The sequence below is a fragment of the Rhodopseudomonas palustris genome (assembly GCF_034479375.1).
In the GTDB taxonomy this organism is placed as follows: domain Bacteria; phylum Pseudomonadota; class Alphaproteobacteria; order Rhizobiales; family Xanthobacteraceae; genus Rhodopseudomonas; species Rhodopseudomonas palustris_M.
In genome coordinates, this window is record NZ_CP140155.1 from 3,518,011 (window position 1) to 3,542,566 (window position 24,556).

General features: G+C 67.4%; 15 protein-coding genes. 10 read left to right on the top strand and 5 right to left on the bottom strand.

Features of this window, described 5'->3' with window-relative positions:
- Positions 1 to 74: 74 nt before the first annotated feature.
- The 3 genes from SR870_RS15955 (at position 75) to SR870_RS15965 (ending at position 5,110) form a co-directional block, all read left to right on the top strand.
- Positions 75 to 713 carry an OmpA family protein gene (locus SR870_RS15955; RefSeq protein ID WP_322514518.1) on the top strand — a complete coding sequence of 213 codons (639 nt, stop codon included), beginning with the start codon at positions 75 to 77 and terminating at the stop codon, positions 711 to 713.
- A 210-nt stretch (positions 714 to 923) separates the two neighbouring features.
- Positions 924 to 1,913: an efflux RND transporter periplasmic adaptor subunit gene (locus SR870_RS15960; protein ID WP_322514519.1), complete on the top strand. Its 990-nt coding sequence runs from the start codon at positions 924 to 926 to the stop codon at positions 1,911 to 1,913.
- Complete coding sequence (locus SR870_RS15965) at positions 1,913 to 5,110, top strand: efflux RND transporter permease subunit (protein ID WP_322514520.1); 3,198 nt, start codon at positions 1,913 to 1,915, stop codon at positions 5,108 to 5,110. Before SR870_RS15960 ends, SR870_RS15965 begins: the two co-directional genes overlap by 1 nt.
- Before the next feature lie 628 nt (positions 5,111 to 5,738).
- Here the strand turns inward: SR870_RS15965 and SR870_RS15970 are convergent.
- Complete coding sequence (locus tag SR870_RS15970) at positions 5,739 to 6,419, bottom strand: Crp/Fnr family transcriptional regulator (RefSeq protein WP_322514521.1); 681 nt, start codon at positions 6,417 to 6,419, stop codon at positions 5,739 to 5,741.
- 270 nt (positions 6,420 to 6,689) lie between these two features.
- Here SR870_RS15970 and SR870_RS15975 point away from each other — a divergent pair, with 270 nt between their 5' ends.
- The 4 genes from SR870_RS15975 (at position 6,690) to SR870_RS15990 (ending at position 14,293) form a co-directional block, all read left to right on the top strand.
- Positions 6,690 to 8,651, top strand: coding sequence for an AsmA family protein (locus tag SR870_RS15975; RefSeq protein ID WP_322514522.1), 1,962 nt, complete (start codon positions 6,690 to 6,692; stop codon positions 8,649 to 8,651).
- 173 nt (positions 8,652 to 8,824) lie between these two features.
- The gene (locus SR870_RS15980) at positions 8,825 to 11,293 is read left to right on the top strand and encodes an adenylate/guanylate cyclase domain-containing protein (RefSeq protein WP_322514523.1); all 2,469 of its coding nucleotides are present in this window, start codon (positions 8,825 to 8,827) and stop codon (positions 11,291 to 11,293) included.
- 87 nt (positions 11,294 to 11,380) lie between these two features.
- On the top strand, positions 11,381 to 12,298 hold the full coding sequence (locus tag SR870_RS15985) for an efflux RND transporter periplasmic adaptor subunit (protein WP_322514524.1): 918 nt from the start codon (positions 11,381 to 11,383) through the stop codon (positions 12,296 to 12,298).
- Positions 12,299 to 12,670: 372 nt separating this feature from the next.
- Positions 12,671 to 14,293, top strand: a complete 1,623-nt coding sequence (locus tag SR870_RS15990) for a methyl-accepting chemotaxis protein (protein ID WP_322514525.1) — start codon at positions 12,671 to 12,673, stop codon at positions 14,291 to 14,293.
- Between the two features lie 45 nt (positions 14,294 to 14,338).
- Here the strand turns inward: SR870_RS15990 and SR870_RS15995 are convergent, their stop codons facing one another.
- Positions 14,339 to 15,976 (bottom strand): lysine--tRNA ligase, encoded by a 1,638-nt coding sequence (locus SR870_RS15995; protein WP_322514526.1) that lies wholly within the window; start codon positions 15,974 to 15,976, stop codon positions 14,339 to 14,341.
- 39 nt (positions 15,977 to 16,015) lie between these two features.
- Positions 16,016 to 16,873 (bottom strand): transporter substrate-binding domain-containing protein, encoded by an 858-nt coding sequence (locus SR870_RS16000; RefSeq protein WP_322518285.1) that lies wholly within the window; start codon positions 16,871 to 16,873, stop codon positions 16,016 to 16,018.
- Positions 16,874 to 17,055: 182 nt separating this feature from the next.
- Here SR870_RS16000 and SR870_RS16005 point away from each other — a divergent pair, with 182 nt between their 5' ends.
- The gene (locus SR870_RS16005; protein ID WP_322514528.1) at positions 17,056 to 19,071 is read left to right on the top strand and encodes a glycosyltransferase; all 2,016 of its coding nucleotides are present in this window, start codon (positions 17,056 to 17,058) and stop codon (positions 19,069 to 19,071) included.
- On the opposite strand, the gene SR870_RS16010 is transcribed toward SR870_RS16005, so the two are convergent.
- Both SR870_RS16010 and SR870_RS16015 read right to left on the bottom strand, forming a co-directional pair.
- Positions 19,022 to 19,621 carry an SCO family protein gene (locus SR870_RS16010; protein WP_322514529.1) on the bottom strand — a complete coding sequence of 200 codons (600 nt, stop codon included), beginning with the start codon at positions 19,619 to 19,621 and terminating at the stop codon, positions 19,022 to 19,024. The two genes, SR870_RS16005 and SR870_RS16010, sit on opposite strands and share 50 nt — an antisense overlap.
- A gap of 164 nt (positions 19,622 to 19,785) precedes the next feature.
- Entirely contained in the window at positions 19,786 to 20,244 is a 459-nt protein-coding gene (locus tag SR870_RS16015; RefSeq protein WP_322514530.1) for a hypothetical protein, read from the bottom strand.
- 274 nt (positions 20,245 to 20,518) lie between these two features.
- Here SR870_RS16015 and SR870_RS16020 point away from each other — a divergent pair, with 274 nt between their 5' ends.
- Both SR870_RS16020 and SR870_RS16025 read left to right on the top strand, forming a co-directional pair.
- A complete protein-coding gene (locus SR870_RS16020) occupies positions 20,519 to 22,177 on the top strand; it encodes an FAD-binding dehydrogenase (protein WP_322514531.1) in 1,659 nt (552 codons plus the stop codon).
- 300 nt (positions 22,178 to 22,477) lie between these two features.
- Complete coding sequence (locus SR870_RS16025; protein ID WP_322514532.1) at positions 22,478 to 24,448, top strand: HAMP domain-containing methyl-accepting chemotaxis protein; 1,971 nt, start codon at positions 22,478 to 22,480, stop codon at positions 24,446 to 24,448.
- Positions 24,449 to 24,556 lie beyond the last annotated feature (108 nt).

The following is a 24,556-nucleotide window of genomic DNA, read 5'->3' on the forward strand; positions in this document are numbered from 1 at the left end:
ATTGATCGAGCCGGATTTTGATGAACCTCACAACCTTGTTGCAGAGATCGCCTGAGGGCGGAGGGGGAAGCGCCATGTCGAACACATCCAGTCTCGGGATTTTCCGCGCAGTTCTCGGTGTCGGCGCCGCATTGTCGTTCGGGGCCGGCGTAGCGTTCGCCGCCGACGACGTCACCGAAGACCAGATCCTGCGCGCGCTGGCGCCCAAGAAGCCGCTGACGCGCAGCCTGTCGGTATCGCGGCCGGCGGCCGACCCCGCCGAGCGGCAATTCGTCGATACGCTGCGCAACCGCCCCACCCGTTCGCTGTCGTCGGGCGAGCGCGAGCAGATCGCCGCGATGGCGAAGGACAAGCCGAACATCGATCTTGAAATTACCTTCGAGTACAATTCGGCGGATATCAGCCGCAAGGCCGGGCCCGCGGTCGAAGCGCTCGGCAAGGCGCTGTCCAATGCCGATCTCAAGGGATCGACCTTCGTGGTCGCCGGCCACACCGACAGCATCGGCAGCGAGCCGTATAATCAGGAGCTCTCCGAACGCCGGGCCGACACGATCAAGCGCGTCCTCGTCGAGAAATACGGCGTCGCCGGCGCCGATCTCGTGACTGTCGGCTACGGCGAGAGCAAGCCGAAGAACGCCGCCAATCCGACCGACCCGTCGAACCGGCGGGTGCAGGTAGTCAACATGACCAATCAGACCACTGCCTCCAAGTGATACCGGACGCAAGGCATGTAATCGCGTCTCGGCAATTCGGCGCTCCGCTCCCGGCGGGGCGCTTTTGCCCTTTGTCCCCTTCCTCGCGGTGTGTAGATTGCGGCTCACGGCAGCGCGGACGTTTGGTTTTCAGTGTTCTTCGATTCGAATCCGCTGAACGATCGAACTGATGAAGCGAAGATCCGAATCGAGACCTGATCGAGTGCGCTTATGACCAAGGTGTGGATCGAGCCGGCCGCCCTCTCCTCTTCTTTCAACTCGACTGTGGTTTCCGAGTCGACTGCGGTTTCGGCCGGCCCGCGCCGCCCCCGGGCTCCTGAGGCGAACATCGCCGTCGCGACCCTCGCGGCTGTGACGCTCGGCTTTGCGGCGTTTGGCTTTGCGGGTCCGGCGATCGCGGCCCAGAAGGCCGAGCCGCCGCCGCAGGGCGTGCAGGTCACCGTCGTCAAGGCGACCAACGCCTGCTTCTCCGACATGGTCCGCGTCACCGGTTTCGTGGTGCCGCGCCGCGAGGCCGTGGTGATCGCCGACAGCGAGGGCAAGGTCACCGAGGTGCTGGTCCGCGAGGGCGACCTCGTCACCGACAATCAGGAGCTGGTGCGCACCGTCGGCGCGACCGGGCCGAAATCGCTGCGCGCGCCGGCCGCCGGACTGATCACCGAACTGCGCACCGCCGTCGGCGCGCCGGCCTCGCCGCTCGCCGGCCCGGTGGCGCGCATCGCCGTCGGCAATGACGTCGAGATCGAGGCCGAAGTGCCGAGCATCCACGCGCTCAAGGTCACGCCCGGCGCGCCCGCGCGCATCGGCCGCGACGACGGGCCGGATCTGGTTGGCAAGGTGCGGCTGATCGCGCCGCAGATCGACCGCAAGACCCAGCTCGGCAAGGTCCGGATCTCGGTCACCAACACGCCGTCGCTGAAGATCGGGATGTTCGTCCGCGCCACCATCGACGCGCGGCGGAGCTGCGGCGTCGCGATCCCGCGTTCGGCGATCGACCACCTCAAGGTGCAGGTGGTGAAGGGCGGCACGGTGGAAACCCGCAGGGTCAAGGTCGGGCTGGTGTCCGACAGCAGCGTCGAAATCCTCGACGGTGTCCGCGAAGGCGAGCTCGTCGTCGCCGACGCCGGCACCTCGCTGCACGATGGCGACCCGATCAAGCCGATCTTCCCCGACGAATTCGACCGATCGCGAGCACGCTAATGGGCCTCAACGTCTCCTCCTGGTCGATCCGGCATCCGCTGCCCTCGATCGTGTTCTCGATCATCCTGCTGGCGCTGGGCTGGATCAGCTTCACCAAGCTGGCGGTGACGCGACTGCCGAGCGCCGACATCCCGGTGATCTCGGTGGCGGTGGCGCAGTTCGGTGCGGCGCCGGCGGAGCTGGAAGCGCAGGTCACCAAGACCATCGAGGACGGCGTCTCGGGCGTCGAGGGCGTGCGCCACATCGCCTCGTCGATCACCGACGGACTGTCGGTCACCACCATCCAGTTCGCGCTAGAGACCAACACCGACCGCGCGCTGAACGACATCAAGGACGCCATCACAAGGGTCCGCAGCAACCTGCCGCAGAACGTCAACGAGCCGCTGATCCAGCGCGTCGACGTGATCGGCCTGCCGATCCTCACTTACGCGGCGATCTCGCCCGGCAAGACGCCGGAGCAATTGTCGTGGTTCGTCGACGACGTGGTGAAGCGGGCGCTGCAGGGCGTGCGCGGCGTGGCGCAGGTCGAGCGCATCGGCGGCGTCGAGCGCGAGATCCTGGTGTCGCTCGATCCGGACCGGCTGAAGGCCGCGGGCCTGACCGCGCTCGACGTATCGCGGCGGCTGCGCGGCACCAATGTCGACCTCGCCGGCGGCCGCGCCGAAATCGGCCGCAACGACCAGGCGATCCGCACTTTGGCCGGCGCCAAGACGCTGAACGATCTCGCCGGCACCATGATCAGCCTGCCGTCCGGCGGCGAAATCCGCCTCGACGATCTCGGCACCGTGACCGACACCATCGCCGACCGCCGCACCTTCGCGCGCGTCAATGGCGAGCCGGTGGTGGCGCTCGGCATCAAGCGCTCCAAGGGCGCCAGCGACGTCGTCGTCGCGGAAGCCGTGCAGAAGCGGATCGACGCGCTCAAGGCGGCGCATCCCGACGTCGATCTCAAGCTGATCGACACCTCGGTCGACTACACCAAGGGCAATTACGAAGCCGCGATCTCGACGCTGTTCGAGGGCGCGATCCTCGCGGTGATCGTGGTGTTCCTGTTCCTGCGCGACCTGCGCGCCACCGTGATCGCCGCGATCTCGCTGCCGCTGTCGATCTTCCCGGCGTTCTGGGCGATGGACATGCTCGGCTTCTCGCTGAACCTGGTCAGCTTCCTCGCCATCACGCTGTCCACCGGCATCCTGGTCGACGACGCCATCGTCGAGATCGAGAACATCGTCCGCCACATGCGGATGGGCAAATCGCCCTATCAGGCGGCGATCGAGGCCGCCGACGAAATCGGCCTCGCGGTGATCGCGATCTCGCTGACCATCATCGCGATCTTCGCGCCGGCGAGCTTCATGTCCGGCATCGCCGGGCAGTTCTTCAAGCAGTTCGGCATCACCGTCTCGGTGCAGGTGTTCTTCTCGCTATTGGCGGCGCGCTTCATCACGCCGGTGCTCGCCGCGTATTTCCTGAAGAACGTCTCGCACGAGGAAAAGCCGCCCGGCCGCATCCTGCAGGGCTACACCCGCATGGTGACCTGGTCGGTGAAGCACTACTACCTCACGGTGCTGATGGGGCTCGGGGTGTTCGCCGCGTCGATCTGGAGCATCGTGCTGCTGCCGCAGGGCTTCCTGCCGGCGCAGGACACCGCGCGATCGGTGATGGCGATGGAGCTGCCGCCCGGCACCCAGATCCGCACCACCGAAAAGACTACAGAGCGGATCGTCACGCTGCTGCGCCAGCGGCCAGAGGTGCGCAGCGTGTTCGTCGACGGCGGAAGGGTGCCGCCCGGCATCCAGGAAGTCCGCCGCGCCTCGCTGATCATCAACTACACGCCGAAGGGCGACCGCAAGATCACCCAGCGCGAACTCGAACTGGCGATCAGCAAGGATCTCGATCAGATTCCCGACATCCGCTACTGGTTCCTCGACGAGAACGGCCTGCGCGCGATCTCGCTGGTGGTGACCGGCGCCGACAGCAACATCGTCAACAACGTCGCCCAGGAACTTGCGGCGCAGATGAAGCGCATCCCGCTCATCTCCAACGTGATCTCCGAGACCTCGCTCGACCGGCCCGAGCTGCGGATCCAGCCGCGCGCCGATCTCGCCGCCCGGCTCGGCGTCTCGACCGAGAGCCTGTCCGAAACAATCCGCGTCGCCACCATCGGCGACGTCGGGCCGGCGCTCGCCAAATTCGACGCCGGCGACCGGCTGGTGCCGATCCGGGTGCAGCTCGAGGACGGCGCGCGCGGCGAGCTCGGCGTGCTGGAGCAGCTTCAGGTGCCGATCTTCGGCGGCCGCGGCTCGGTGCCGCTGTCGGTGGTCGCCGACATCAAGTTCGACCAGGGCCCGACCAGCATCAACCGCTACGACCGCGAACGTCAGGCCACCGTCGCCGCCGATCTGGTCGGCAACGCCGCACTCGGCGACGCCACCAAGCTGATCAACGATCTGCCGGTGATGAAGTCGCTGCCGAAGGGCGTCCGCGTCAGCCCCTCCGGCGACGCCGAAAGCCTGAACGAGCTGTCGGAAGGCTTCGCCACCGCGATCTCGGCCGGCCTGATGATGGTCTATGCGGTGCTGGTGCTGCTGTTCGGCACCTTCCTGCAGCCGATCACCATCCTGTTCTCGCTGCCGCTGTCGATCGGCGGCGCGATCGCCGCGCTGCTGGTCACCGGCAAGCAACTCACCACGCCGGTGTGGATCGGCATCCTGATGCTGATGGGCATCGTCACCAAGAACGCCATCATGCTGGTCGAGTTCGCGCTGGAAGCGATCCGCGAGGGCAAGCCTCGTGAAGCGGCGATGATCGACGCCGGCCAGAAGCGCGCCCGCCCGATCGTGATGACCACCATCGCGATGGTCGCCGGCATGATCCCGAGCGCGCTGGCGTTCGGCGCCGGCGGCGAATTCCGCTCGCCGATGGCGCTCGCGGTGATCGGCGGGCTGATCTTCTCGACGGTGCTGTCGCTGATCTTCGTGCCGGCGATGTTCATGATGATGGACGATGTCGGCCGCCTGTTCTGGCGGTTCGGCAAGCTGCTGCTCACCCATCACGGCGACGACGAGGACACCGGCAGGACGCCCGGCCCGCCCGCGCCGCCGAAGCCCACCCCCGCGCCGGCCGCAGCCGCGCCGGCGAACCCGGCGCCGGCCAGCATCGCGCCGGCGAAGAGCCTGTCGTTCTGGCGAAGCAAGTAAGCGACGCGGAGAGTCGCGATCGGCGATTTGATTGCGCGCCGCGGACGATGCGCGTCGGCGCGCACCAGCAAGCGAACACGGAATCCACAACCACTACGCTCCTATTTGAGCATTTCATCGATTGATCGATGCGATGGGCCCCTACCAGCTGCACTGCCCCTCATCCCGAGAGTCTGACCGGGATGCAGCCAATGAAATCAGACCCTTTCGTTTCAACTCGTCATGCCCGGCCTTGTGCCGGGCATCCACGTCCTGCGGCGGAAGCCGCAAGCAGGCGTGGATGGCCGGGACAAGCCCGGCCATGACGGTGTGAATTGCGAAGTGAACGACTTGCGAAATCGACTGCTTTTGTGGCCTGCATTTTCAGTCAGCCTCTGAGGAGTCCGGCGAAGCCGGGTCTCGAAGGATGAAGCGACGCAGGCAGGCGGCGCCGCATGGTTCGAGACGGCGCTGCGCGCCTCCTCACCATGAGGTTGTGCCTATGGTGAGCGTCTCAGAACGCCATTGCTGATTGCATCGGAGGCAGAACTACTCCGGTTATGGAGCGCGGTGCGATTGCGGCGCGTGCAGGGGGATAGATTCCGGGTTCGCGCTGCGCGCGCCCCGGAATGGCGACTTCGAGGTGTGCTCAGCGCTCCTGGCTGCGCGCGACCTGGGTCAGGCGGCTCATGTTCTTCAGCAGGATGCGGCCGCGGTGCAGATCGAGGATGCCGTCCTTGCGCCAGCTCTGGAGCTGGCGGTTGACGCTCTCGCGCGCGGCGCCGACGAACACGCCGAGCTGCTCCTGCGAGATGTGGACCTCGGCACCGAAATCGGCCGCCAGCGCGCACAGCCGCCGGGCCAGACGTACCGGCAGCGGCTGCAGCACCGATTCTTCCATGCGCTCGCTCATCCAGCGAATCCGCTGGCACAGCAGCGCGATCAGCTTCACCGCGAGCTTCGGCTCGCGCTCCAGATGGCCGAGGAAATCCTCACGCCGCAGCACGAACAATTCGGTGGATTCGCCGGCGGTGGCGTCGGCGGTGCGGCTCTGGCCGTCGAGCACCGCGACCTCGCCGAACAGGTCGCCGGGGCCGAGGAAATTCAGCGTCAGCCGGCTGCCGTCGGAGGCGCCGGTCTCGATCCGGATCTGGCCGCGCCGCACGCCGAACAGCGCATCGCCGTCATCGCCCTTCTGGAACAGCATCTCGCCGGCATCGAGCTGCTGGGTGTGACAGAGGCCGGCGATCCGCTGCAATTCCTCGGGACCGAGATCGGCGAACAGGGGATTCATTTTCAGGATCACCGCGAATTCGGCCTGTGTACTCATCGCGACGATCGCCCCCCAGAATGTCACCTACCGTTTAGCCGCACGAGCGGCGCAATGGTTCAAAAGAAATGTGCCGCGCGTCACAGAATGTTCGGTTTTCACTGCAGTATTTTGCCCGGCCGCTACACACGAGGCTCGCCGCCGATCTGAAATTGCGATCTGATCACGCCTGATCCGATCGGGGCACATCGGTCGCGCGTCGGAACATGCCGCGGGTCGTGACGCGGCGAAGTTATACACGCGCGCGACATCGCGCCTTGGGAAGTGGTGATGAAAATCAGCAAGCTTGCCGGCATCCTGGTCGCGGTCATTGTCGCCGCGGCCGTGCTGTTGTTCGTCGTCGGAATTCCATCGGGCGCCATGACCTCGGCGATTCAATCCCGCGTCGAGCGCGACACCGGCTACCGGATCGCGATCGGCGGTGCGAGCAAGGTGAGCCTGTTTCCGGGCTTCAGCGTCACGCTGAACGATGTGACGCTGCAGAACCCGAACGATCGCAATCCCGACAGCCGCCTCACGATCGGGCGCGTCCGCGCCGAACTGCCGCTCGGCAGCGTGATCTCGGGCAAGCCTCACGTCAGCGAATTGACGCTGACCAGGCCGGAGCTTCGCGTCCCGCTGATCCGCGCGCGCGCGCCGACCGCCTCATCGCCGCCGTCGGCCATCCGCAACGGCCGACAGATCGAGACGGTCATCGACCGCGTCATTGTCGAAGACGGCGTCGTCGTGATGGCGAATGCGGCCGACCGCGTCGAGGACCGGATCGAGGGCATGAATGCCGAGATCACCATCGATGCGGAGCGCCGCGTCAGCGCCGTCGGCGGCGCGCAGCTCGGCGGCCGGCCGGCGAAATACGAGATCAAGGCGGCGCTGCCCGCTGTGGACGCGCAGCCGGTGCCGCTCGAATTCAAACTCGACGCGCCCGATCTGCTGCCCGCGCCGCTCGCCGCCAAGGCCGATGTGCGGCTGCGCGGCACGCTGCTGCAAATCAGCGGCCTGTCCGGCACGCTGGGCGACGGCGCCTTCAACGGCTGGGCCTCTGCCGATCTCGCCGGCAAGCCGCGGCTCAAGCTCGACCTCGATTTCCAGCGCCTCGACCTCGGCAATCCGCGCGCCCCCGCGCAGCCCGCCGGCGCGCCGTGGAGCGATGCCCGGATCGACCTGTCGGGCCTGAACTATGTCGACGCCGAGCTGCGGCTGTCGGCGGCCGAGCTCGATCTCGGCGCGGCGCATTTCGCCCCGGCATCGATCGACGCCAAGCTCGTCGGCGGCGTGGTCACCGCGCAGTTCTCGCAGATCGGCGTCTATGGCGGCGAGGCGGAGGGCCGGCTCGGAATCGACGCCTCGCAGCCGACGCCGTCGTTCAGCCTGAGCGGCGACCTCGACGGCGTCCGGGCGCTGCCGCTGCTGGGCGGCCTCGCCGAATTCGACAGGATCGACGGCAAGATGCAGGCGAAGCTGGCGTTGCGCGCCAGCGGCGACAGCCAGCGCGCCATCCTGTCGAGCATCGCCGGCACCGCTTTCGTCAACGTTCGCGACGGCGAAATCCGCGGCCTCAATGTCGCGCGGATGATCCGCAACCTGACCAGTTCGACGCTGTCGGGCTGGCAGCAGAGCGGCACCGAAGCCACCGACCTGACCCAGCTCGGCGCGTCGTTCCGGATCGCGCAGGGCAAGGCCGCGACCGCCGACCTCGCGCTGGCCGGCCCGCTGGTGCGGATGACAGGAGCCGGCACCATCGATCTCGGCGCCAAGACGCTGGCGCTCAAGGTCGAGCCGAAGCTGGTGCTGAACATTCAGGGCCAGAGCGGCACGGCGCAGAGCGGCGCGGCGAACGCCGAGCCGGTCGGGCTCGGCATCCCGGTGATGATCGAAGGGCCGTGGGCGTCGCCACGGATCTTCCCGGACGCCGCCGGCATCCTCGATAATCCGGACGCGGCCTATGCCCGGTTGCGCCAGATGGGCACGGGCCTGTTCGGCGCCCTCGGCGGCGGAGCGAACAGCAGCGCGGGCGGCGCGCAGGGGACGGACAATCCGCTCGGTGGCGCGCTCGGCGAAAGCATCGGCCGGCTGATCCAGCAGGGCCTCCAGAGCGGCGGCGCGGCCGGATCCCCGCGCGACGCGACGCCATCGCAGCCGCCATCGCCGCAACAGCCCGGCGCTGCGCCCGCCGACCGGACCGACGACGCCACCATGAACGCGATCATGAAGCAGTTGTTCGGCCGCCAATAGGCCGCCCTCCCCGTCCCGAGCCGCCCCGGCTGAGCCCGCGGCAGCGCTCGCCCCGCATTCTGTGATAAGACCAAGCCGGTCCCGCGCGGCCGCCGGTCGGCGGCGCCGTCCCGCAACGCGGACCGCTCGTGTCCATCCCGCAGCGCGTAGCGGCGCGGCTGCAAAGGAACAGAATGCCCGGCGTCGAGACGATCACCCGAACGCGACGTCGCGGCCTGTTCGCGAAATACGTCACGTCGCTGGTCGGGCTGGTGGTGTTCGTGCTCGCCGTCAACGGCGCGCTCGAAATCTGGTTCAGCTATCGGCAGACCCGCACGGCGCTGATCGATGCGATGGCGGAGAAGGCCGAAGCCACCGCGCGGCGGATCGAACAGGCGATGACCGAGCTGGAACGCCAGATCAGTTGGACCACCCGCGCCAGCGTGCAGGCGCTGGAGCAGCGCCGCACCGACTACACCCAACTGATGCAGCAGGTGCCGGCGATCAGCCAGCTCGCGCTGGTCGACGGCCAGGGCCGCGAGGCGCTACGCCTGACCCGCGCGGCGGCGCCCGGCGGCGGCGCGGAGTTCTGGCGCGATCCGCAGGTCGCGCAGGCCGCCGTGACCGGCGTGTCGTTCGGCCAGATCCGCTTCCGCAACGGACGGCCGTTCATCGTCGTCGCGGTGGCGCATGCCGGACGCGACCCGGCGGTGACCGCAGCCGAGATCGACCTGCGGTTTCTGTCGGAACTGGTCGGCGACGCCCAGGCCGGCAAGGTCGGGATCGCTTATGTGATCGACCCCGCAGGCCGATTGCTGGCGAGTTCGCGCGACAGCGACACGCTCGGCGACGACATCGCGAGCCGGCGCCAGGTCGCGGCGCTGCTGCGCGATCCGCCGCAGGCGTTGGCGTCGGGACAGGACGGCGACGGCAACGCCATGCTGGTGGCGTCGCGGCCGGTGGCCAAGCTCGGCTGGTTCGTGCTGTTCGAGCAGCCGCGCAGCCAGGCCTTCGCGCCGATCGGCGAAGTGCTGCTGCGGATCGCCGGCCTGATCGCGCTCGGCCTGATCGTCGCGATCATCGCCAGCATGCTGCTGGCGCGGCGGATGCTGGTGCCGATCGACGCGCTGCGCACCGGCGCGACCCGGCTCGGCCAAGGCGATTTCGGCCAGCGCATCGCCGTCCGCACCGGCGACGAGCTGGAGGAACTGTCCGACCAGTTCAACAGCATGGCCGGGCGATTGCAGGAGACCTATGCGGGGCTCGAGAGCAAGGTCGAGGAACGTACCCGCGACCTCGAGCGATCGATCAACGAACTGAAGGCGCTCGAGGAAGTCGGCCGCGCGATCGCCTCCTCGCTCGATCTCGACGCGGTGCTGCCGACGGTGGCGGCGCGCGCGCTGGAGATCACGCGTGCCGATGCGGTGCTGATCTTCAGCTACGATCCGCTGCGGCGGCGGTTCGATCTCGCCGAGGCCAAGGGCATCGACGCGCCCTCCGACGGCGAAGCCGCCTATGCGTCGATCGACGCCGACGGCAGCCTGCTCGGCAACGCGGCGCAGTCCGGCCAGCCGATCGCGGTGTCTGATCTCGCAGCCGCACCCGACCATCCGCTGAAGCAATTGGCTCTCGCCGCCGGCTTCGCCGCGGTACTGGTGGTGCCGCTGCTCGATCAGCAGGGCGCGCTCGGCGCGCTGGTGGTGCTGCGGCGCCACGCCGGCGATTTCCCCGCTAATCTGATCGGGCTGATGCGCACTTTCGCGCATCAATCGGAACTGGCGATGCGCAACGCGCGGCTGTTCCGCGAGGTCGACCACAAGGGCCGCGAACTGGCCAGCGCCCACGACACCGTGCAGCTTCAGGCGGCGCAACTGCGGGAGCAGACCGACCAGCTCAAAGACTGGAATCGCTCGCTCGAGGAGCGCGTCGAGAAGCAGCTCGGCGAGATCGAGCGGATCCGGCGCCTGGAGCGCTTTCTCGCACCGCAGGTGGCGCAACTGATCGCCTCCTCCGACGGCCATGATGCACTGCTCGACAGCCATCGCCGCGAAGTCACCGTGGTGTTCTGCGATCTGCGCGGCTTCACCGCCTTCACCGAAGCCTCCGAGCCGGAAGAGGCGATGAACGTGCTGCGCGAGTATCACGCCGCTTTGGGCGAACTGATCTTCCGCTACGAAGGCACCCTCGACCGCTTCGCCGGCGACGGCGTGATGATCCTGTTCAACGCGCCGATCCCGTTCGCCGATCATACCCGACGCGCGGTGAAGATGGCGGTGGAGATGCGCGATGCGCTGGCCACGCTGACCGAAAAATGGAGCCATCGCGGCCACAGCCTCGGCTTCGGCATCGGCATCGCGGTCGGCTACGCCACGATCGGCCAGGTCGGCTTCGAGCGCCGGCTGGAATACGCCGCGATCGGCAGCGTCACCAACCTCGCCTCGCGGCTGTGCGCCGAAGCCGCGCCGGGCCAAATCATTGTCAGCCAGCGCGCTTTTGCGATGGTCGAAGACGGAGCCGAGGCGCGGCCGATCGCGCCGCTGACGCTGAAAGGCTTCAGCCGCCCGATACCGGCCGTGGAAATACTGCGCTGGCGTGAAACCTCGGACGCGGATGCGGACACTAATGACACGCGCGCGGCGGCCAGTGCCGTCCGTGCGTCGTGAGCGCTTGGCGCAGCGGGCGCGCATGACTAGACTTGCGGGGAGACTTGCAGGCCATTCGGAATCTCGGACCGGACAGAGGTTGTGACGATGAACTTTGGTATCGTGATCGGCCCTGCCCGCGCCATCCTCCGGCGCAGCATAAGCGCGCTGGTCATCGCCACACTGTGCGCGATCGCGCTCCCGGCGCGCGCCGCCGACGAGGCGGAGCCCGATGCGGGCAAGGGCCAGGCGGTGACGGTGCTGAAGGCGGCCAAATCCTGCTTTCCGGCGATCGTCGAAGTCTCCGGCTTCCTGATCCCGCGCGACGAAATCTCGATCCGCCCCGACCGCCCCGGCGCCAGGGTCACCGAGGTGATGGCCGACGCCGGCGAGATCGTCGCGCAGGGCCAGGCGCTGGCGAAGCTCGCCGGCGCCGACGGCGGATCGACGGTCTCCGCGCCGGTCGCGGGCCTCGTCTCCAGCTCCACCGCGGTGATCGGATCGCCGGCCTCCGCCAAAGGCGAGGCGCTGTTCACCATCATCGCACGCAGCGAATTCGATCTGGTCGGCCAGGTGCCGACGCGCAATCTCGCGCAGCTCGCGGTCAACCAGACCGCCGCGGTCAAGATCGTCGGCGTGCCGGATGAGATCGAGGGCCGGGTCCGGCGCGTCTCGTCAACGGTGGAGCCGAATACTCAACTCGCCAATGTGTTCGTCGGCATCAGCTCGACCAAGCGGCTTCTGTCCAACGCCTCGGGCCGCGCGATGATCAAGACCGGCGAAAGCTGCGGCATCTCAGTGCCGCTGACCGCCGTGCTCTACAGCTCGGCCGGAACGGTCGTGCAGGTGGTGCGGCGGCAGACGGTGGAGACCAAGCGCGTCGAGGTCGGGCTGATGAGCGGCGGCAATATCGAGATCCGCGAAGGCCTGCAGGAAGGCGACGTCATCGTCGCCCGCGCCGGCGCCTTGCTGCGCGAAGGCGACCCGGTGCGGCCGGTGGTAGTCGCGCCGCCGGCGGAGAAGTAACCGCTACGCGGAGCTGCATCGCCACGCGAATCGCGTCATTTTCATCGCACAACTCACTGGACTCGATCAGCGCCGGCACGACGAAGGTCGTTCCGACTTTTGGCCGAATAGTTCTTGAGTATCACCCCCGATCGCAAAAATCGCCCCGCTTATCACCGCATACGGATCAAACTCGTAGTTACACGGTTGGGACGTTTACCGGCGACGCATCAAATAGCGGTTGCGGCGGGTCCGGCCGCTGTTACGTTAACGCTAACATCATGAGTTCCGACATACGCGGGAGTTCGGCCACTCGCACGACGATCGGAACAGCAGATGCGACTGACGATTACGCGCGCCGTCCTTCTTTTTGGGCTCGTCATCGGGTCCGGCATGACGGCGATTTTTGGGGCAAGCCTGTATGGACTGTCGCAACTCAAAGTCGGCGGACCGCTTTATGACCAGATCAAGCTCGGAAACGATCTGGTGGCCGACATCCTGCCGCCGCCCGCTTACGTGATTGAAGCCTATCTGGAGGCGACGCTGGCGATCGAGGAGCCCGATTCGTTCCCGCTACGCCGCGAGCGGCTCGGCCGACTTAAGAAAGAATACCAGGACCGCCACGCATTCTGGCTCACTGCGCCGCTCGATCCCGCGATCAAGGCACGCCTGATCGACGATTCCGACCGCGAAGTGAAGAAGTTCTGGGACATCCTGGATGCCAGCCTGTTCCCGGCGATCGAGAGTAAAGACCCCGACACGGCGATGCACGCCTATAGGGACCTGACCAAGGCCTACACGGCGCATCGCGCCATCATCGACGATATCGTCAAACGCACCAATGATCTGAACGCAGCGACCGAAGCGGCGACGGCGGTGCGCGCGGCCGATCTCAACTATCTGCTGTGGGGTGTGTCGTCCGCGGTCTTCTTGTTGTTCATCGCGGGCCTGACGGGGATCGTGAAAGGCGTGATCGCGCCGATCACCGGGATGACCGAGGTGATGCGTCGTCTCGCCAGCGGAGACCGGTCGGTGGCGATTCCTGCGATCGAGCGCGGCGACGAGGTCGGCGCGATGGCTCGGGCGGTGCAGGTGTTCAAGGACAATGCGCTGCGGGTCGAAGCGATGCAATCCGAGAACGACATCAAGGCGCAAGCCGAAGCGGACCGCCGCACCGAGATGCACAAGCTCGCCGACGATCTGGATCGCGCAATCGGCCGGATCATCCAGACCGTGACGTCCACCTCGACCGAAATGGAAGTGGCCGCGCGCCAGTTGGCCGGCTCGGCCGAATCCACCCAGAGGCTCGCCGGCAATGTGTCGGCGGCAGCGCAGCAATCCTGCGCCAGCGCCCAGTCGGCCGCAGTGTCGTGCAACGAGGTGGCGTCGTCGGCGACGGAAATCGGACAGAAGGTCCGGCAGTCCCAGGATATTTCTCAGGCCGCGGTTCGCCAAGCTCAGGAAACCAATGCGCGGGTTGCCGAGCTTTCAAACGCGGCCGGCCGCATCGGCGACGTCGTCAACCTGATCAACGCCGTCGCCGCGCAGACCAACCTGCTGGCGCTCAACGCGACCATCGAGGCCGCCCGCGCCGGCGAGGCCGGCCGCGGCTTCGCCGTGGTGGCCTCCGAAGTCAAAGCGCTGGCGTCGCAGACCGCGAAAGCCACCGACGAGATCGTCGCCCAAATCGCGCAAATGAAGACGGCGACCGACTCCTCGGTGTCGGCGATCGAAGCGATCGGCAACACCATCCTGCAGATTTCGGATATCTCCAATGCGACCGCCTCGGCAGTCGAGCAGCAAGGCACGGCGATGCACGGCATCGCCGGCAGCGTCCAGCAGGCGGCCGACGCCGCGACCGAAGTCTCAGGCACCATCGGGACGGTGCGCCAAGGCGCGGAGAACACCGGCTCGGCGTCGGCGCATGTCCACGACCTCGCCGCTTTGCTGCTGGCCGAAAGCTGTCATCTCAGGACCGAGGTCGACCGCTTCTGCGCCGTCGTCCGCGCCGCCTGATTCAGGCGCCGCAGCGTTGCAACTCCGCGCTGCGCGGGGGGCGACTCAGGCGCTACGCGCCAGCGCGCCGTCGATCATCGCGACGGCGTTGCCGAGGCCGTACACCGCCACGAAGGAGCCGAAGCGCGGGCCTTTTTCCTGGCCGAGCAGCACCTGGTACAACATGTTGAACCAGTCGAGCGACACGCCCGGCTTGCCGTCCTTGGCGGCCTTCTTGTGGTCGAGGAACGGCTCGCGGCGGCCGATCTCGTAGACGACGTCCTGGATCGCCTCCGCGGTGGAGTCCGGCGCGAGTTGCGACAGCGCATCGCGCAGGTCCTGCAAGGCGGCGCGCTCCTGATCGGTCGGATCGCGGAAGGTCTTGGTGGGCGCGACGAAGTCGCGATAGTAGTTGATCGCGTAGCCGACCATGGCGTCGAGCTTCGGATGGGTTTGCGGCGTCACGCCCGGCCGGTAGCGGCCGATGAAGCCCCACAGCGTCTCGGCGTTCTCGGCGTTCGACGACGACACCAGCGTCAGCAAGAGCTGGAACGTCACCGGCATGTCGGACTTGGGCGGCTGGCCCGAATGGATGTGCCAGACCGGATTGGCGAGTTGCTGCTTGGCGTCCTGCCGGCCGAAGCCGTCGAGGAACTGCTGGTAGTCGTCGACGTTGCGCGGGATCACGTCGAAATACAGCCGCTTCGCCGCCTTCGGCTCGCGATACATGAACAGCGACAGCGATTCCGGCGAGGCGTAGCGCAGCCATTCGTCGATGGTCAGGCCGTTGCCCTTCGACTTGGAGATCTTCTGGCCCTTGTCGTCGAGGAACAGCTCGTAGTTGAAACCCTCCGGCGGCGTGCCGCCGATCGCCTGCGCGATCTTGCCCGACAGCTTGACTGAATCGATCAGGTCCTTGCCGGCCATCTCGTAATCGACGCCGAGCGCGGTCCAGCGCATCGCCCAGTCCGGCTTCCACTGCAATTTGCAATGCCCGCCGGTGACCGGAACAGTGACGCGTTCGCTGGTCTCGGGATCGTCGTACGACACCGTGCCGGCCGCGACGTCGTGATCGACGATCGGCACCTGCAGCACCACGCCGGTGCGCGGACACACCGGCAGGAACGGCGAGTAGCTCGCGGCGCGCTCTTCGCGCAGGCTCGGCAGCATGATCGCCATCACCTTGTCGAGCCGCTGCAGCACCGTGAGCAGCGTCGCGTCAAACCGACCGCTCTTGTAGTAATCGGTCGCCGAGGCGAATTCGTAGTCGAAGCCGAAGGTGTCGAGGAAGGCGCGCAGCCGCGCATTGTTGTGGGCGCCGAACGACTCGTGGGTGCCGAACGGATCCGGCACGCTGGTCAGCGACTTGCCGAGATGCTGCGCCAGCATTTCCTTGTTCGGCACGTTGTCCGGGACCTTGCGCAGGCCGTCCATGTCGTCGGAGAATGCCAGCAGCTTCGTCCTGATCTTGTCGTCGGTCAGCACGCGGAAGGCGTGGCGCACCATGGTGGTGCGGGCGACCTCGCCGAAAGTGCCGATATGCGGCAGGCCGGACGGGCCGTAGCCGGTCTCGAACAGCACCTCGTTCTTCGGCTGCTTCTTCAGGCGGTTCACCAGCGCGCGCGCCTGCTCGAACGGCCAGGCGTTGGATTGTTCGGCGAGCGAGCGCAGGTCGGCAGCGCTGGGCAGTTCGGTCGTGGTCATCGAGGTCTCCAACCGCGCGAGGCGGGTCTTTCGGATTGGTCAGAACGGGCTGACGGAAAAATAGCGCAGCCACAGATCGGTGTAGCGGCCCTTTTCCCAGACCCGGAACAGCGCCCAGTTCAGCGACTGGCGCAGCAGATCGTTGCCCTTGCGGACCGCGATGCCGACGCCCTCGCCGAAATAGCGGCTTTCGGTAAACGGACCACCCGAGAAGGCGCAGCAATTCTCGGAATCGGTGCCGTTGATCCAGAACGCCAGCGAAATCGCATCGCCGAAGATGAGGTCGACCTCGCCGCGCTTCAGCGCCGCGCGCAAGGCCTCGTCGTTCGGGTAGGAATGCAGCTCGGCGTCGGTGAACATCGCCTTGAGGTAGGCCTCGTGGGCGGAGCCTGAGATCGCGCCGACCTTCTTGCCCTCGAGATATTCCGGGCGGATCTCCGGCATCACCGCGTCCTTGCGGGCGACGAAGCGGCCGGGCGCGCGGTAATACGGATCGGTGAAGTCGACCTTGCCGCGGGTCTGCGGCGTCACCGCAAGAGAGGCGATGATGGCGTCGCCGCGATTGCTCGCCAGCGCGTCGAGCAGGGTCTCGAACCGCCGCATCTGCACCGTGCAGGTGACCTTCATCTCCTCGCACAGCGCCCGCGCCAGATCGACATTGAAGCCGGCCGGATTGCCGTCGGCGCCGGTGAAATTGAACGGCGGATAGTCGGTCTCGGTGAGAAACCGGATCACGGTGAGACGCGACAGATCGGGCCGCTCCGGCCGCCGCCGCGGGTCCCAGAAGCCCGGCACGGCATGCGCCGTCGCCGCGGCGGTCGCCTTCGCCGCGGCCTCGGTTTCGGCGGCGTGCGCAGCGTCGAGCGGCAGCATGGCACCGAACAGCACCAGCGCCATCAGCCATGGCCGCGCCGCGGCTAAACGCAAAGGCCGCGCCGCGGCCGAAAGCAATAGCCGCACCACGGCCGAACGGCCGTTGATGAAACACTCAATCCATGGTTGCATAGTCGGGATCCGCACCGGCGACCTTATAGACCATCCGGCGCGAGACGCGAGTGCCGTTTGCGTAAGGGCGTTCCATGGTCGTCGTCGACCGCGCCGGACACATCGTTACGGGAGCGCGGCGCGACGACGACGCGCGGCCTTCGCCATGGCCGAAGCGGCCGGGCTTTCTCGCGAGCTGGATCGGGCCGGCCACGGACGGCGATGTGGGCGCGTCGCAGAGTCCCGAACTGGACTGCCTGCGCGGCGTGCTGGCGCCCGATCTGCTGCAGGCTGCCCGTCGGCGCGCGCAGGAGCTCGGGATCGGCGCCGACCAGGTGCTGATCCGTTGGGGGATGATCGACGAAGCGACCTATCTGCAGCGACTGGCCCGGCATCTCCGGATCGCACGCGAGGATTTCGCGCGCGTCGACCGCGGCGACACGCCGCTTCATGACGACCAGATGCGCTTCGCCGCCACATCCGGCGTGATGCCGTTGCGGCGGAACGGCGAACTGGTGTGGGCGATGGCGCCACGGCGGGTGGCGGCCCGCACCTTGTGCGAGGTGCTGCACGACCATCCATCGCTGCGCGGCCGGTTTCGGGTCGCGACCCACGGCGCGATGCAGCAATTCCTGCAGCAGACCGGTCGGGGGCTGGCGCAACATGCGAGCTTAGGCCTGCAGCGCCGCTATCCGGCGCTGGCGGTGACGCCCTGCGACGGCAAGATCCGCTGGCGGGCCCGGCTCAGGCGCGCGGCGGGCGGGGCGCTGCTGGCCGCCGCATTGCCGCTGCTGTGCGCCGGCGATTCGGGCGTGATCCCGGCGCTGCTGTTTCTCGGCTTCATCGGGCTGCGGCTGACGGCGAGCCTGCTGCCGCGACAGCCCGCAGCACGATCGCCGCGCCGGCCGGACCAGGAGCTGCCGATCTACACCGCGATCGCGGCGCTGTATCGCGAGGCTTCGTCGGTGGCGTCGCTGGTCGAGGCGATCGAGGCGCTGGATTATCCGCACGAGAAACTCGACATCATCCTGGTCGTCGAACCCGACGATCTGGCGACCCGCGCCGCGATCGCGCGGCTCGGGCCGCGACCGCATCTGCGCGTGCTGATAGCGCCGGCCGTCGGGCCCAAGACCAAGCCGAAGGCGCTCAACTACGCGCTGCCGTTCGTGCGCGGCGGCATGGTGACGGTGTTCGACGCCGAGGACCGTCCGGAGCCCGGCCAGCTTCGCGCCGCGCTCGACGCCTTCGCGCGCGGCGGCCCGAAGATCGGCTGCGTCCAGGCCGGCCTGTGCGTCGACAACATCACCCATAGCTGGCTGTCGCGGCTGTTCCTCGCCGAGTATGCCGGCCAGTTCGAGGCGGTGCTGCCCGGCCTGACGCGGCTGGGACTGCCGCTGCCGCTCGGCGGCTCCTCGAATCATTTCCGCACCGATGTGCTGCGCGCGGTGGGCGGCTGGGACGCCTACAACGTGACGGAAGACGCCGATCTCGGCTTCCGTCTGGCGCGGTTCGGCTACACGGCGATCAGCTTCGACTCCCGCACCTTCGAGGAGGCGCCGATCGGCCTCGCCGCGTGGCTCGGTCAGCGCACGCGCTGGATGAAGGGCTGGATGCAGACCTGGTGCGTGCACATGCGACGGCCGCGACTGTTCTGGCGCGACGCCGGCTGGCGCGGGATGCTGGCGCTCAACCTGTTCGTCGGCGGCGGCGTGCTGTCCGCCCTGATCCATCCGCTGCTGCTGCTGGATCTCGCCGCCGCCGGATGGAGCCTCGCATCGGGCGGACCGGCTGTCAGCGCGGGGCTTCCGGCCTGGCTGCACGGCCCGACCATCGCGGCCGGATATATCGGCAGCGCGCTCGTCGCCGCGATCGGCCTGCGGCGGACAGGCCGGCTGCGCGAGTGGCCCTGGCTGCTGCTGATGCCGCTGTACTGGATCTGCCTGTCGGTGGCGGCGTGGCGCGCGCTCGGCGAGTTGGTGTGGAAGCCGCATCATTGGCAGAAGACCGAGCACGGCGTCGCCGCGCGGGCGCCCGCCGCGGCTGCCGTGCAGACATCGGCCGTCAGAGATAGCGCTTCAGATCCGCGGCGGCCTCTTCGGGCTTCCGCTTGATGTTGAACGGCGCGACGAACCTGCCGTCCTTGTCCATCAGATAGATCAGCGCGGTGTGGTCCATGGTGTAGTCGCCGTCCGAGGTCGGGACTTTCTTCGCATAGACCCGGTAGCCCTTCTCGATCCTGTCGGTGGCTTCGCGCGTGCCGGACAATCCCTTCAGATGCGGATCGAAACTCGACAGGTACTCTTTCATCGATTCGGGCGTGTCGCGCTCCGGATCGACCGAGACGAAATAGGCGTTGAGGCGTTCGGCGTCCGGCCCCAGCGCCTGCAGCACCTGGGTGATTTCGAACAGAGCGGTCGGGCAGACGTCCGGGCAGCGGGTGAAGCCGAAGAAGATCAGCGTCGGCTTGCCCTTCAGGCTCTGCTCGGTGACGACCTGCCCGTTCTGGTCGGTGAGCTGGAACGGGCCGCCGATCGAGGCCGGCGCGGTGACCTTGGTCAGACCGCCGAGCAGCCACAGCACCACGACCAGGCCGACGACCAGACTGCCGGCGAACGCCGCGATGATGACGAGCGGACGGGTGGAAGAGGCTGGTGCGGCCATCGCGGTATCCTCGTCGAACGCCGGTCGACGAAGCGAACGTCCGCGGACCGGCAGGGGCACACGGCGCGCCGCCGCGTGTGCCGAAGCCATAGAGCGCTGCGTGACGACCGGCAAGCGCGCCCGCCGCGCGCAGGATCACGTGATGCGGAGCGGCGAGCTTGCCGTCAGCGCGAAGCTGAGGCCTGTGCGTCCATATAGCACGGGCGGTACATCGACATCAGTTGCTTGCCGCGCAGGAAGATCATCTGCCGCTTCAACCCGCCGCGTTTGGCGATCCAGCGGCGGATCTCCGCCGGATACATCGTGTACAGCATGTGCGTCGCTTCGGGATTGGTGATCGCGCGGCCGTTGGAACCGAGGTCCCAGGCCGCGTGGAAACCGAGATTGGCGCGCGAAGTGACGCAGATCTTGTCGTGCGGCACAGCGCCGAGCACGATGGTGCAGGCCGAGGCGCACAGACCGTCGATCACCACGGTCTCGCCGGAGGAGCGGAGGCTCTGATATCTGTCGACGTAGGTTCCGATTCGGCCGCCGCGATCGTCCGCGATCCGGACCACGGCGTGACCGGACGCCACACCGGCGAGAAGCAGCACAGCCGCAAGCAACCCCGTCAGCAATCTCATAGCCCCGCCCCAGTCAGCTTTCAGTCAGCTCAGTTCCACGTCTGCCTGCTTCGCCGTCTCGATCAGGTGCGCCCGATTCAAGACATCGTCAGCGTGATTTCGGATCGGGTGTTTGTCCAGATCGCGGGGCTGCCTCGAATTAAATTCAAATCGAGTGTTGCAGGCGGGATGCAGTGGTGCGGGTCGGGGTCCCAATCTGAAACAGCATCGGCCCAAAGCCGTTGACCGCGCCGCATCGCGCGCGGTTCAATCGGTTCCTCGACGAGGAACGCTCATGACGACAGATGCGGATGTGATTGTGATCGGCGCCGGGCTCGCCGGTCTGGTCGCCGCCACCGAGATCGCCGAGGCCGGACGCTCGGTGATCGTGATCGATCAGGAGGGCGAACAGAATTGCGGCGGTCAGGCGTTCTGGTCGTTCGGCGGGCTGTTCCTGGTCGATTCGCCGGAGCAGCGGCGGCTCGGAATTCGCGACAGCTACCAACTCGCGCTGCAGGACTGGCTCGGCGCAGCGGGCTTCGACCGCGACGAGGATCTGTGGCCGCGACGCTGGGCCGAAGCCTATCTGGCGTTCGCCGCCGGCGAGAAGCGCGACTGGCTGCGGGCGATGGGGCATCGCATCTTCCCGGTGGTCGGCTGGGCCGAGCGCGGCGGCTATGATGCGATGAGCCACGGCAATTCGGTGCCGCGCTTCCACGTCACCTGGGGCACCGGGCCCGGACTGATCGAGCCGTTCGTGCGCCGCGCCCGCGCCGCGCGGGATGCCGGCCGCCTCACCTTCAAGTTCCGCCATCGCGTCGATGGGTTGACGATGACGAACGGGGTGGTCGAGGGCGTCAGCGGCGCGCTGCTCGAGCCGACGCAGGCCGAGCGCGGCGCCAGCAGTTCGCGCATCGTGATCGGCGACTTCGCGCTGCGGGCACAGGCGGTGATCGTCGCCTCGGGCGGCATCGGCGGCAATCATGATCTGGTGCGACAGAACTGGCCGCAGCGGCTCGGCAGCCCGCCGCAACGGATGATCTCCGGCGTGCCCGAACATGTCGACGGCCGCATGCTCGGCATCACCGAAGCCGCCGGCGCGCGGCTGATCAACCGCGACCGGATGTGGCACTATGTCGAGGGCCTGCAGAATTTCGCCCCGATCTGGCCGCGCCACGGCATCCGGATTTTGCCCGGACCGTCGTCGATGTGGTTCGACGCCACCGGCAAACGGCTGCCGGCGCCGCTATTTCCCGGCTCCGACACGCTCGGCCAACTCCACGCCATCATGGCAACCGGCTACGATTATTCCTGGTTCGTGCTGACGCAGGCGATCATCAAGAAGGAGTTCGCGCTGTCGGGCTCGGAGCAGAATCCGGACCTCACCGGCAAGAGCTGGCTGATGACCGCGCGCCGCGCCACCAACAAGGGCGCACCGGCGCCGGTCGAAGCCTTCAAGAGCAAGGGGGCCGACTTCATCGTCCGCGACAACCTCGCCGATCTCGTCACCGCGATGAACGCGCTGTCCGGCGACAATCTGCTGACGCTCGACGCGCTGCGCACGCAGATCGAGGCGCGCGACCGGCAGATCGACAATGCCTTCGTCAAGGACGCGCAGGTGATGAACATCCACAATGCGCGGCGCTATATCGGCGACCGGCTGATCCGCATCGCGAAGCCGCACAAGATCCTCGATCCGGCTTACGGCCCGCTGATCGCGGTGCGGCTCAACATCCTCACCCGCAAGACGCTGGGCGGATTCGAGACCGATCTCGACGCCCGCGTGTTCGGCCAAGGCGGGGCGATCATTCCCGGGCTGTACGCGGTCGGCGAAGCCGCCGGCTTCGGCGGCGGCGGCATGCACGGCTATCGCTCGCTCGAAGGCACGTTCCTGGGCGGCTGCCTGTTCTCCGGCCGCAATGCCGGCCGCGCGGCGGCAGAGGCGGTGGCTTGACACCGCGTAGCGTGACGCAAAGCATAAATCCCAACTGTCCAGAGTGCATTCGCGTTCGGTCGATTATTCATTGGTATTACTACCAACCCTACACGCAGCGCGCGCACTTTAAGGCAAGATTAGCGAACGTCGCGCAACACTGATTCACAAAGCAATCATGGCAGTCATCGCCTCGCCGGTGAGGCGCCGCGTCTGCGTTCAAAATTGCCAGCAACACTTTCCTTGCCGCCGGACCGCCCTCGCTCACGAACGCGCGACGGCGAGTGCTGGTCGGCGGACAGCAATTGACTGAGGATACCCATGTCGCTCCGCCTTCGTCTCAGCCACAAGATCAATTCCATCGCCGCGGTCGGGATTGCCGGTGTTCTCGCCCTCGGCGGGCTGTTCATGCTGGGGAGCGCGTCGCAGGAAGCCGCGCGGCTGGAAGACGAACGCGCGCGGGCGCTCGGCGACAGCAATACATTGCTGCAAATCGCGATGCTCGAGCAGCGCCGCGCCGAGAAGAACTTCATGCTCCGCAAGGATGACGCCTACGTCGCCGCGCACCAGGAAGGCGGCAAATCGGCCCGTGCGACGGTCGCCGACATGATCCGTCAAACCGAAGCGGCGGGTCGGTCCGACCTCACCCGCAACCTCCGATCAATCGAGGCCGGCTACGCCGACTACGAGCGCCACTTCGCCCAACTCGCCGCCGCCCAGATCAAGCTCGGGCTGAAGGAGACCCTCGGGTTGGAAGGCGGCCTGCGCAAGTCGGTCCACGAGATCGAGGCCGCGCTCGGCAAGTTCGACGAACCGGCGCTGACGACCACGATGCTGATGATGCGACGGCACGAGAAGGACTTCATGCTCCGCCGCAATCCGAAATACGGCGACGACATCAAGAAGCGCGCCGCCGAATTCTCCGCCCGGCTGGCCGCGTCCGGTCTTCCCGCCGCGACCAAGGCCGACGTGGATCAGAAGCTCGCCGCCTATCAGCATGACTTCTTCGCCTGGATGGACGCCGCGCTGGTGCTGGCACGGGACGAACTGGCGCTGGTGAAGAGTTTCCGCGCGATCGAGCCGGTGATCCGGGACGTCGGTGCGACGATCCAGCAATCGACCGAGCAGGCCAAGGCGGCCGCCGCCGCGGCGCGGGAGGCGACCACGCTGCGCATGCAGATCGCGATCGCGGCGATCATCCTGGCCGTCAGCCTGCTCGGCCTCTTGATCGGCCGGTCGGTGGCGCGACCGCTGAAGGGCCTCACCGTCGGGCTGAAGGAACTCGGCGCCGGCAATTTCGACGTGGTGCTGCCCGGCCTCGACCGCCACGACGAGATCGGCGACATGGCGAAGGCGGTGGAATCGTTCAAGCTGAAGGCGCAGGAGAAAGCCCGCGCCGAGTCGGAGGCCAAGGCGGAGCAGGATCGCATCGCCGCCGAGCAGCGCAAGCACGACATGCACAGACTGGCCACGCAATTCGAGGAAGCGGTCGGCGAGATCGTCGAGACGGTGTCGTCGGCCTCGACGGAGCTCGAAGCCTCGGCGACGACGCTGACGACCACTGCGCAACACGCCCAACAGTTCACCACGCTGGTCGCGACGGCATCGGAGGAAGCCTCGACCAATGTTCAGTCGGTGGCCTCCGCCAGCGAAGAGATGGCGTCGTCGGTCAACGAGATCAGCCGACAGGTGCAGGAATCGGCGCGGATCGCCAGCGAGGCGGTGACGCAAGCGCAAGAGACCAACGACCGGGTCAGCCATCTGTCGGAAGCCGCGGCGCGAATCGGCGACGTGGTCGAACTGATCAACAGCATCGCCTCGCAGACCAACCTGCTGGCGCTCAACGCCACCATCGAGGCGGCGCGCGCCGGCGACGCCGGACGCGGCTTCGCCGTGGTGGCGAGCGAGGTCAAGCTGCTGGCCGAGCAGACCGCGAAGGCGACCGAGCAGATCAGCCAGCAGGTCGGCGGCATCCAGACCGCGACCGGGCAGTCGGTGGCATCGATCCGACAGATCGGCACCACGATCGCGCGGATGTCGGAGATCGCCGAGACGATCGCCGCCGCCGTCGAGGAACAGGGTGCCGCCACGCAGGAGATTTCGCGCAACGTCCAGCACGCCGCTGCCGGCACGCAGCAGGTCTCGGCCAACATCGTCGAGGTGCAGCGCGGCGCGAGCGAGACCGGCTCGGCGTCGACGCAGGTCCTGTCGGCCGCGCATTCGTTGTCGCACGACAGCACACGACTGAAGGACGAGGTCGGCCGCTTCCTGCGCACCGTCCGCGCCGCCTGATCGGAAAACACCACGTTAACGGCGCCGTGCTGATCGTGCTGCGCCGTTAACGCTGTTCATAAAGGTTGATATCGCTCGTTCGTTGACGGCGCGCGGCGATGCAATCGA

Coding starts and splice junctions, on each gene's coding strand:
- SR870_RS15960 (WP_322514519.1), top strand. CDS start 924: ATGACCAAGGTGTGGATCGAGCCGGCCGCCCTCTCCTCTTCTTTCAAC.
- SR870_RS16010 (WP_322514529.1), bottom strand. CDS start 19,621: ATGGCCGCACCAGCCTCTTCCACCCGTCCGCTCGTCATCATCGCGGCG.
- SR870_RS16020 (WP_322514531.1), top strand. CDS start 20,519: ATGACGACAGATGCGGATGTGATTGTGATCGGCGCCGGGCTCGCCGGT.
- SR870_RS15995 (WP_322514526.1), bottom strand. CDS start 15,976: ATGACCACGACCGAACTGCCCAGCGCTGCCGACCTGCGCTCGCTCGCC.
- SR870_RS16025 (WP_322514532.1), top strand. CDS start 22,478: ATGTCGCTCCGCCTTCGTCTCAGCCACAAGATCAATTCCATCGCCGCG.
- SR870_RS15955 (WP_322514518.1), top strand. CDS start 75: ATGTCGAACACATCCAGTCTCGGGATTTTCCGCGCAGTTCTCGGTGTC.
- SR870_RS15970 (WP_322514521.1), bottom strand. CDS start 6,419: ATGAGTACACAGGCCGAATTCGCGGTGATCCTGAAAATGAATCCCCTG.
- SR870_RS15990 (WP_322514525.1), top strand. CDS start 12,671: ATGACGGCGATTTTTGGGGCAAGCCTGTATGGACTGTCGCAACTCAAA.
- SR870_RS15980 (WP_322514523.1), top strand. CDS start 8,825: ATGCCCGGCGTCGAGACGATCACCCGAACGCGACGTCGCGGCCTGTTC.
- SR870_RS16000 (WP_322518285.1), bottom strand. CDS start 16,873: ATGGCGCTGGTGCTGTTCGGTGCCATGCTGCCGCTCGACGCTGCGCAC.
- SR870_RS15985 (WP_322514524.1), top strand. CDS start 11,381: ATGAACTTTGGTATCGTGATCGGCCCTGCCCGCGCCATCCTCCGGCGC.
- SR870_RS15965 (WP_322514520.1), top strand. CDS start 1,913: ATGGGCCTCAACGTCTCCTCCTGGTCGATCCGGCATCCGCTGCCCTCG.
- SR870_RS16015 (WP_322514530.1), bottom strand. CDS start 20,244: ATGAGATTGCTGACGGGGTTGCTTGCGGCTGTGCTGCTTCTCGCCGGT.
- SR870_RS16005 (WP_322514528.1), top strand. CDS start 17,056: ATGGTCGTCGTCGACCGCGCCGGACACATCGTTACGGGAGCGCGGCGC.
- SR870_RS15975 (WP_322514522.1), top strand. CDS start 6,690: ATGAAAATCAGCAAGCTTGCCGGCATCCTGGTCGCGGTCATTGTCGCC.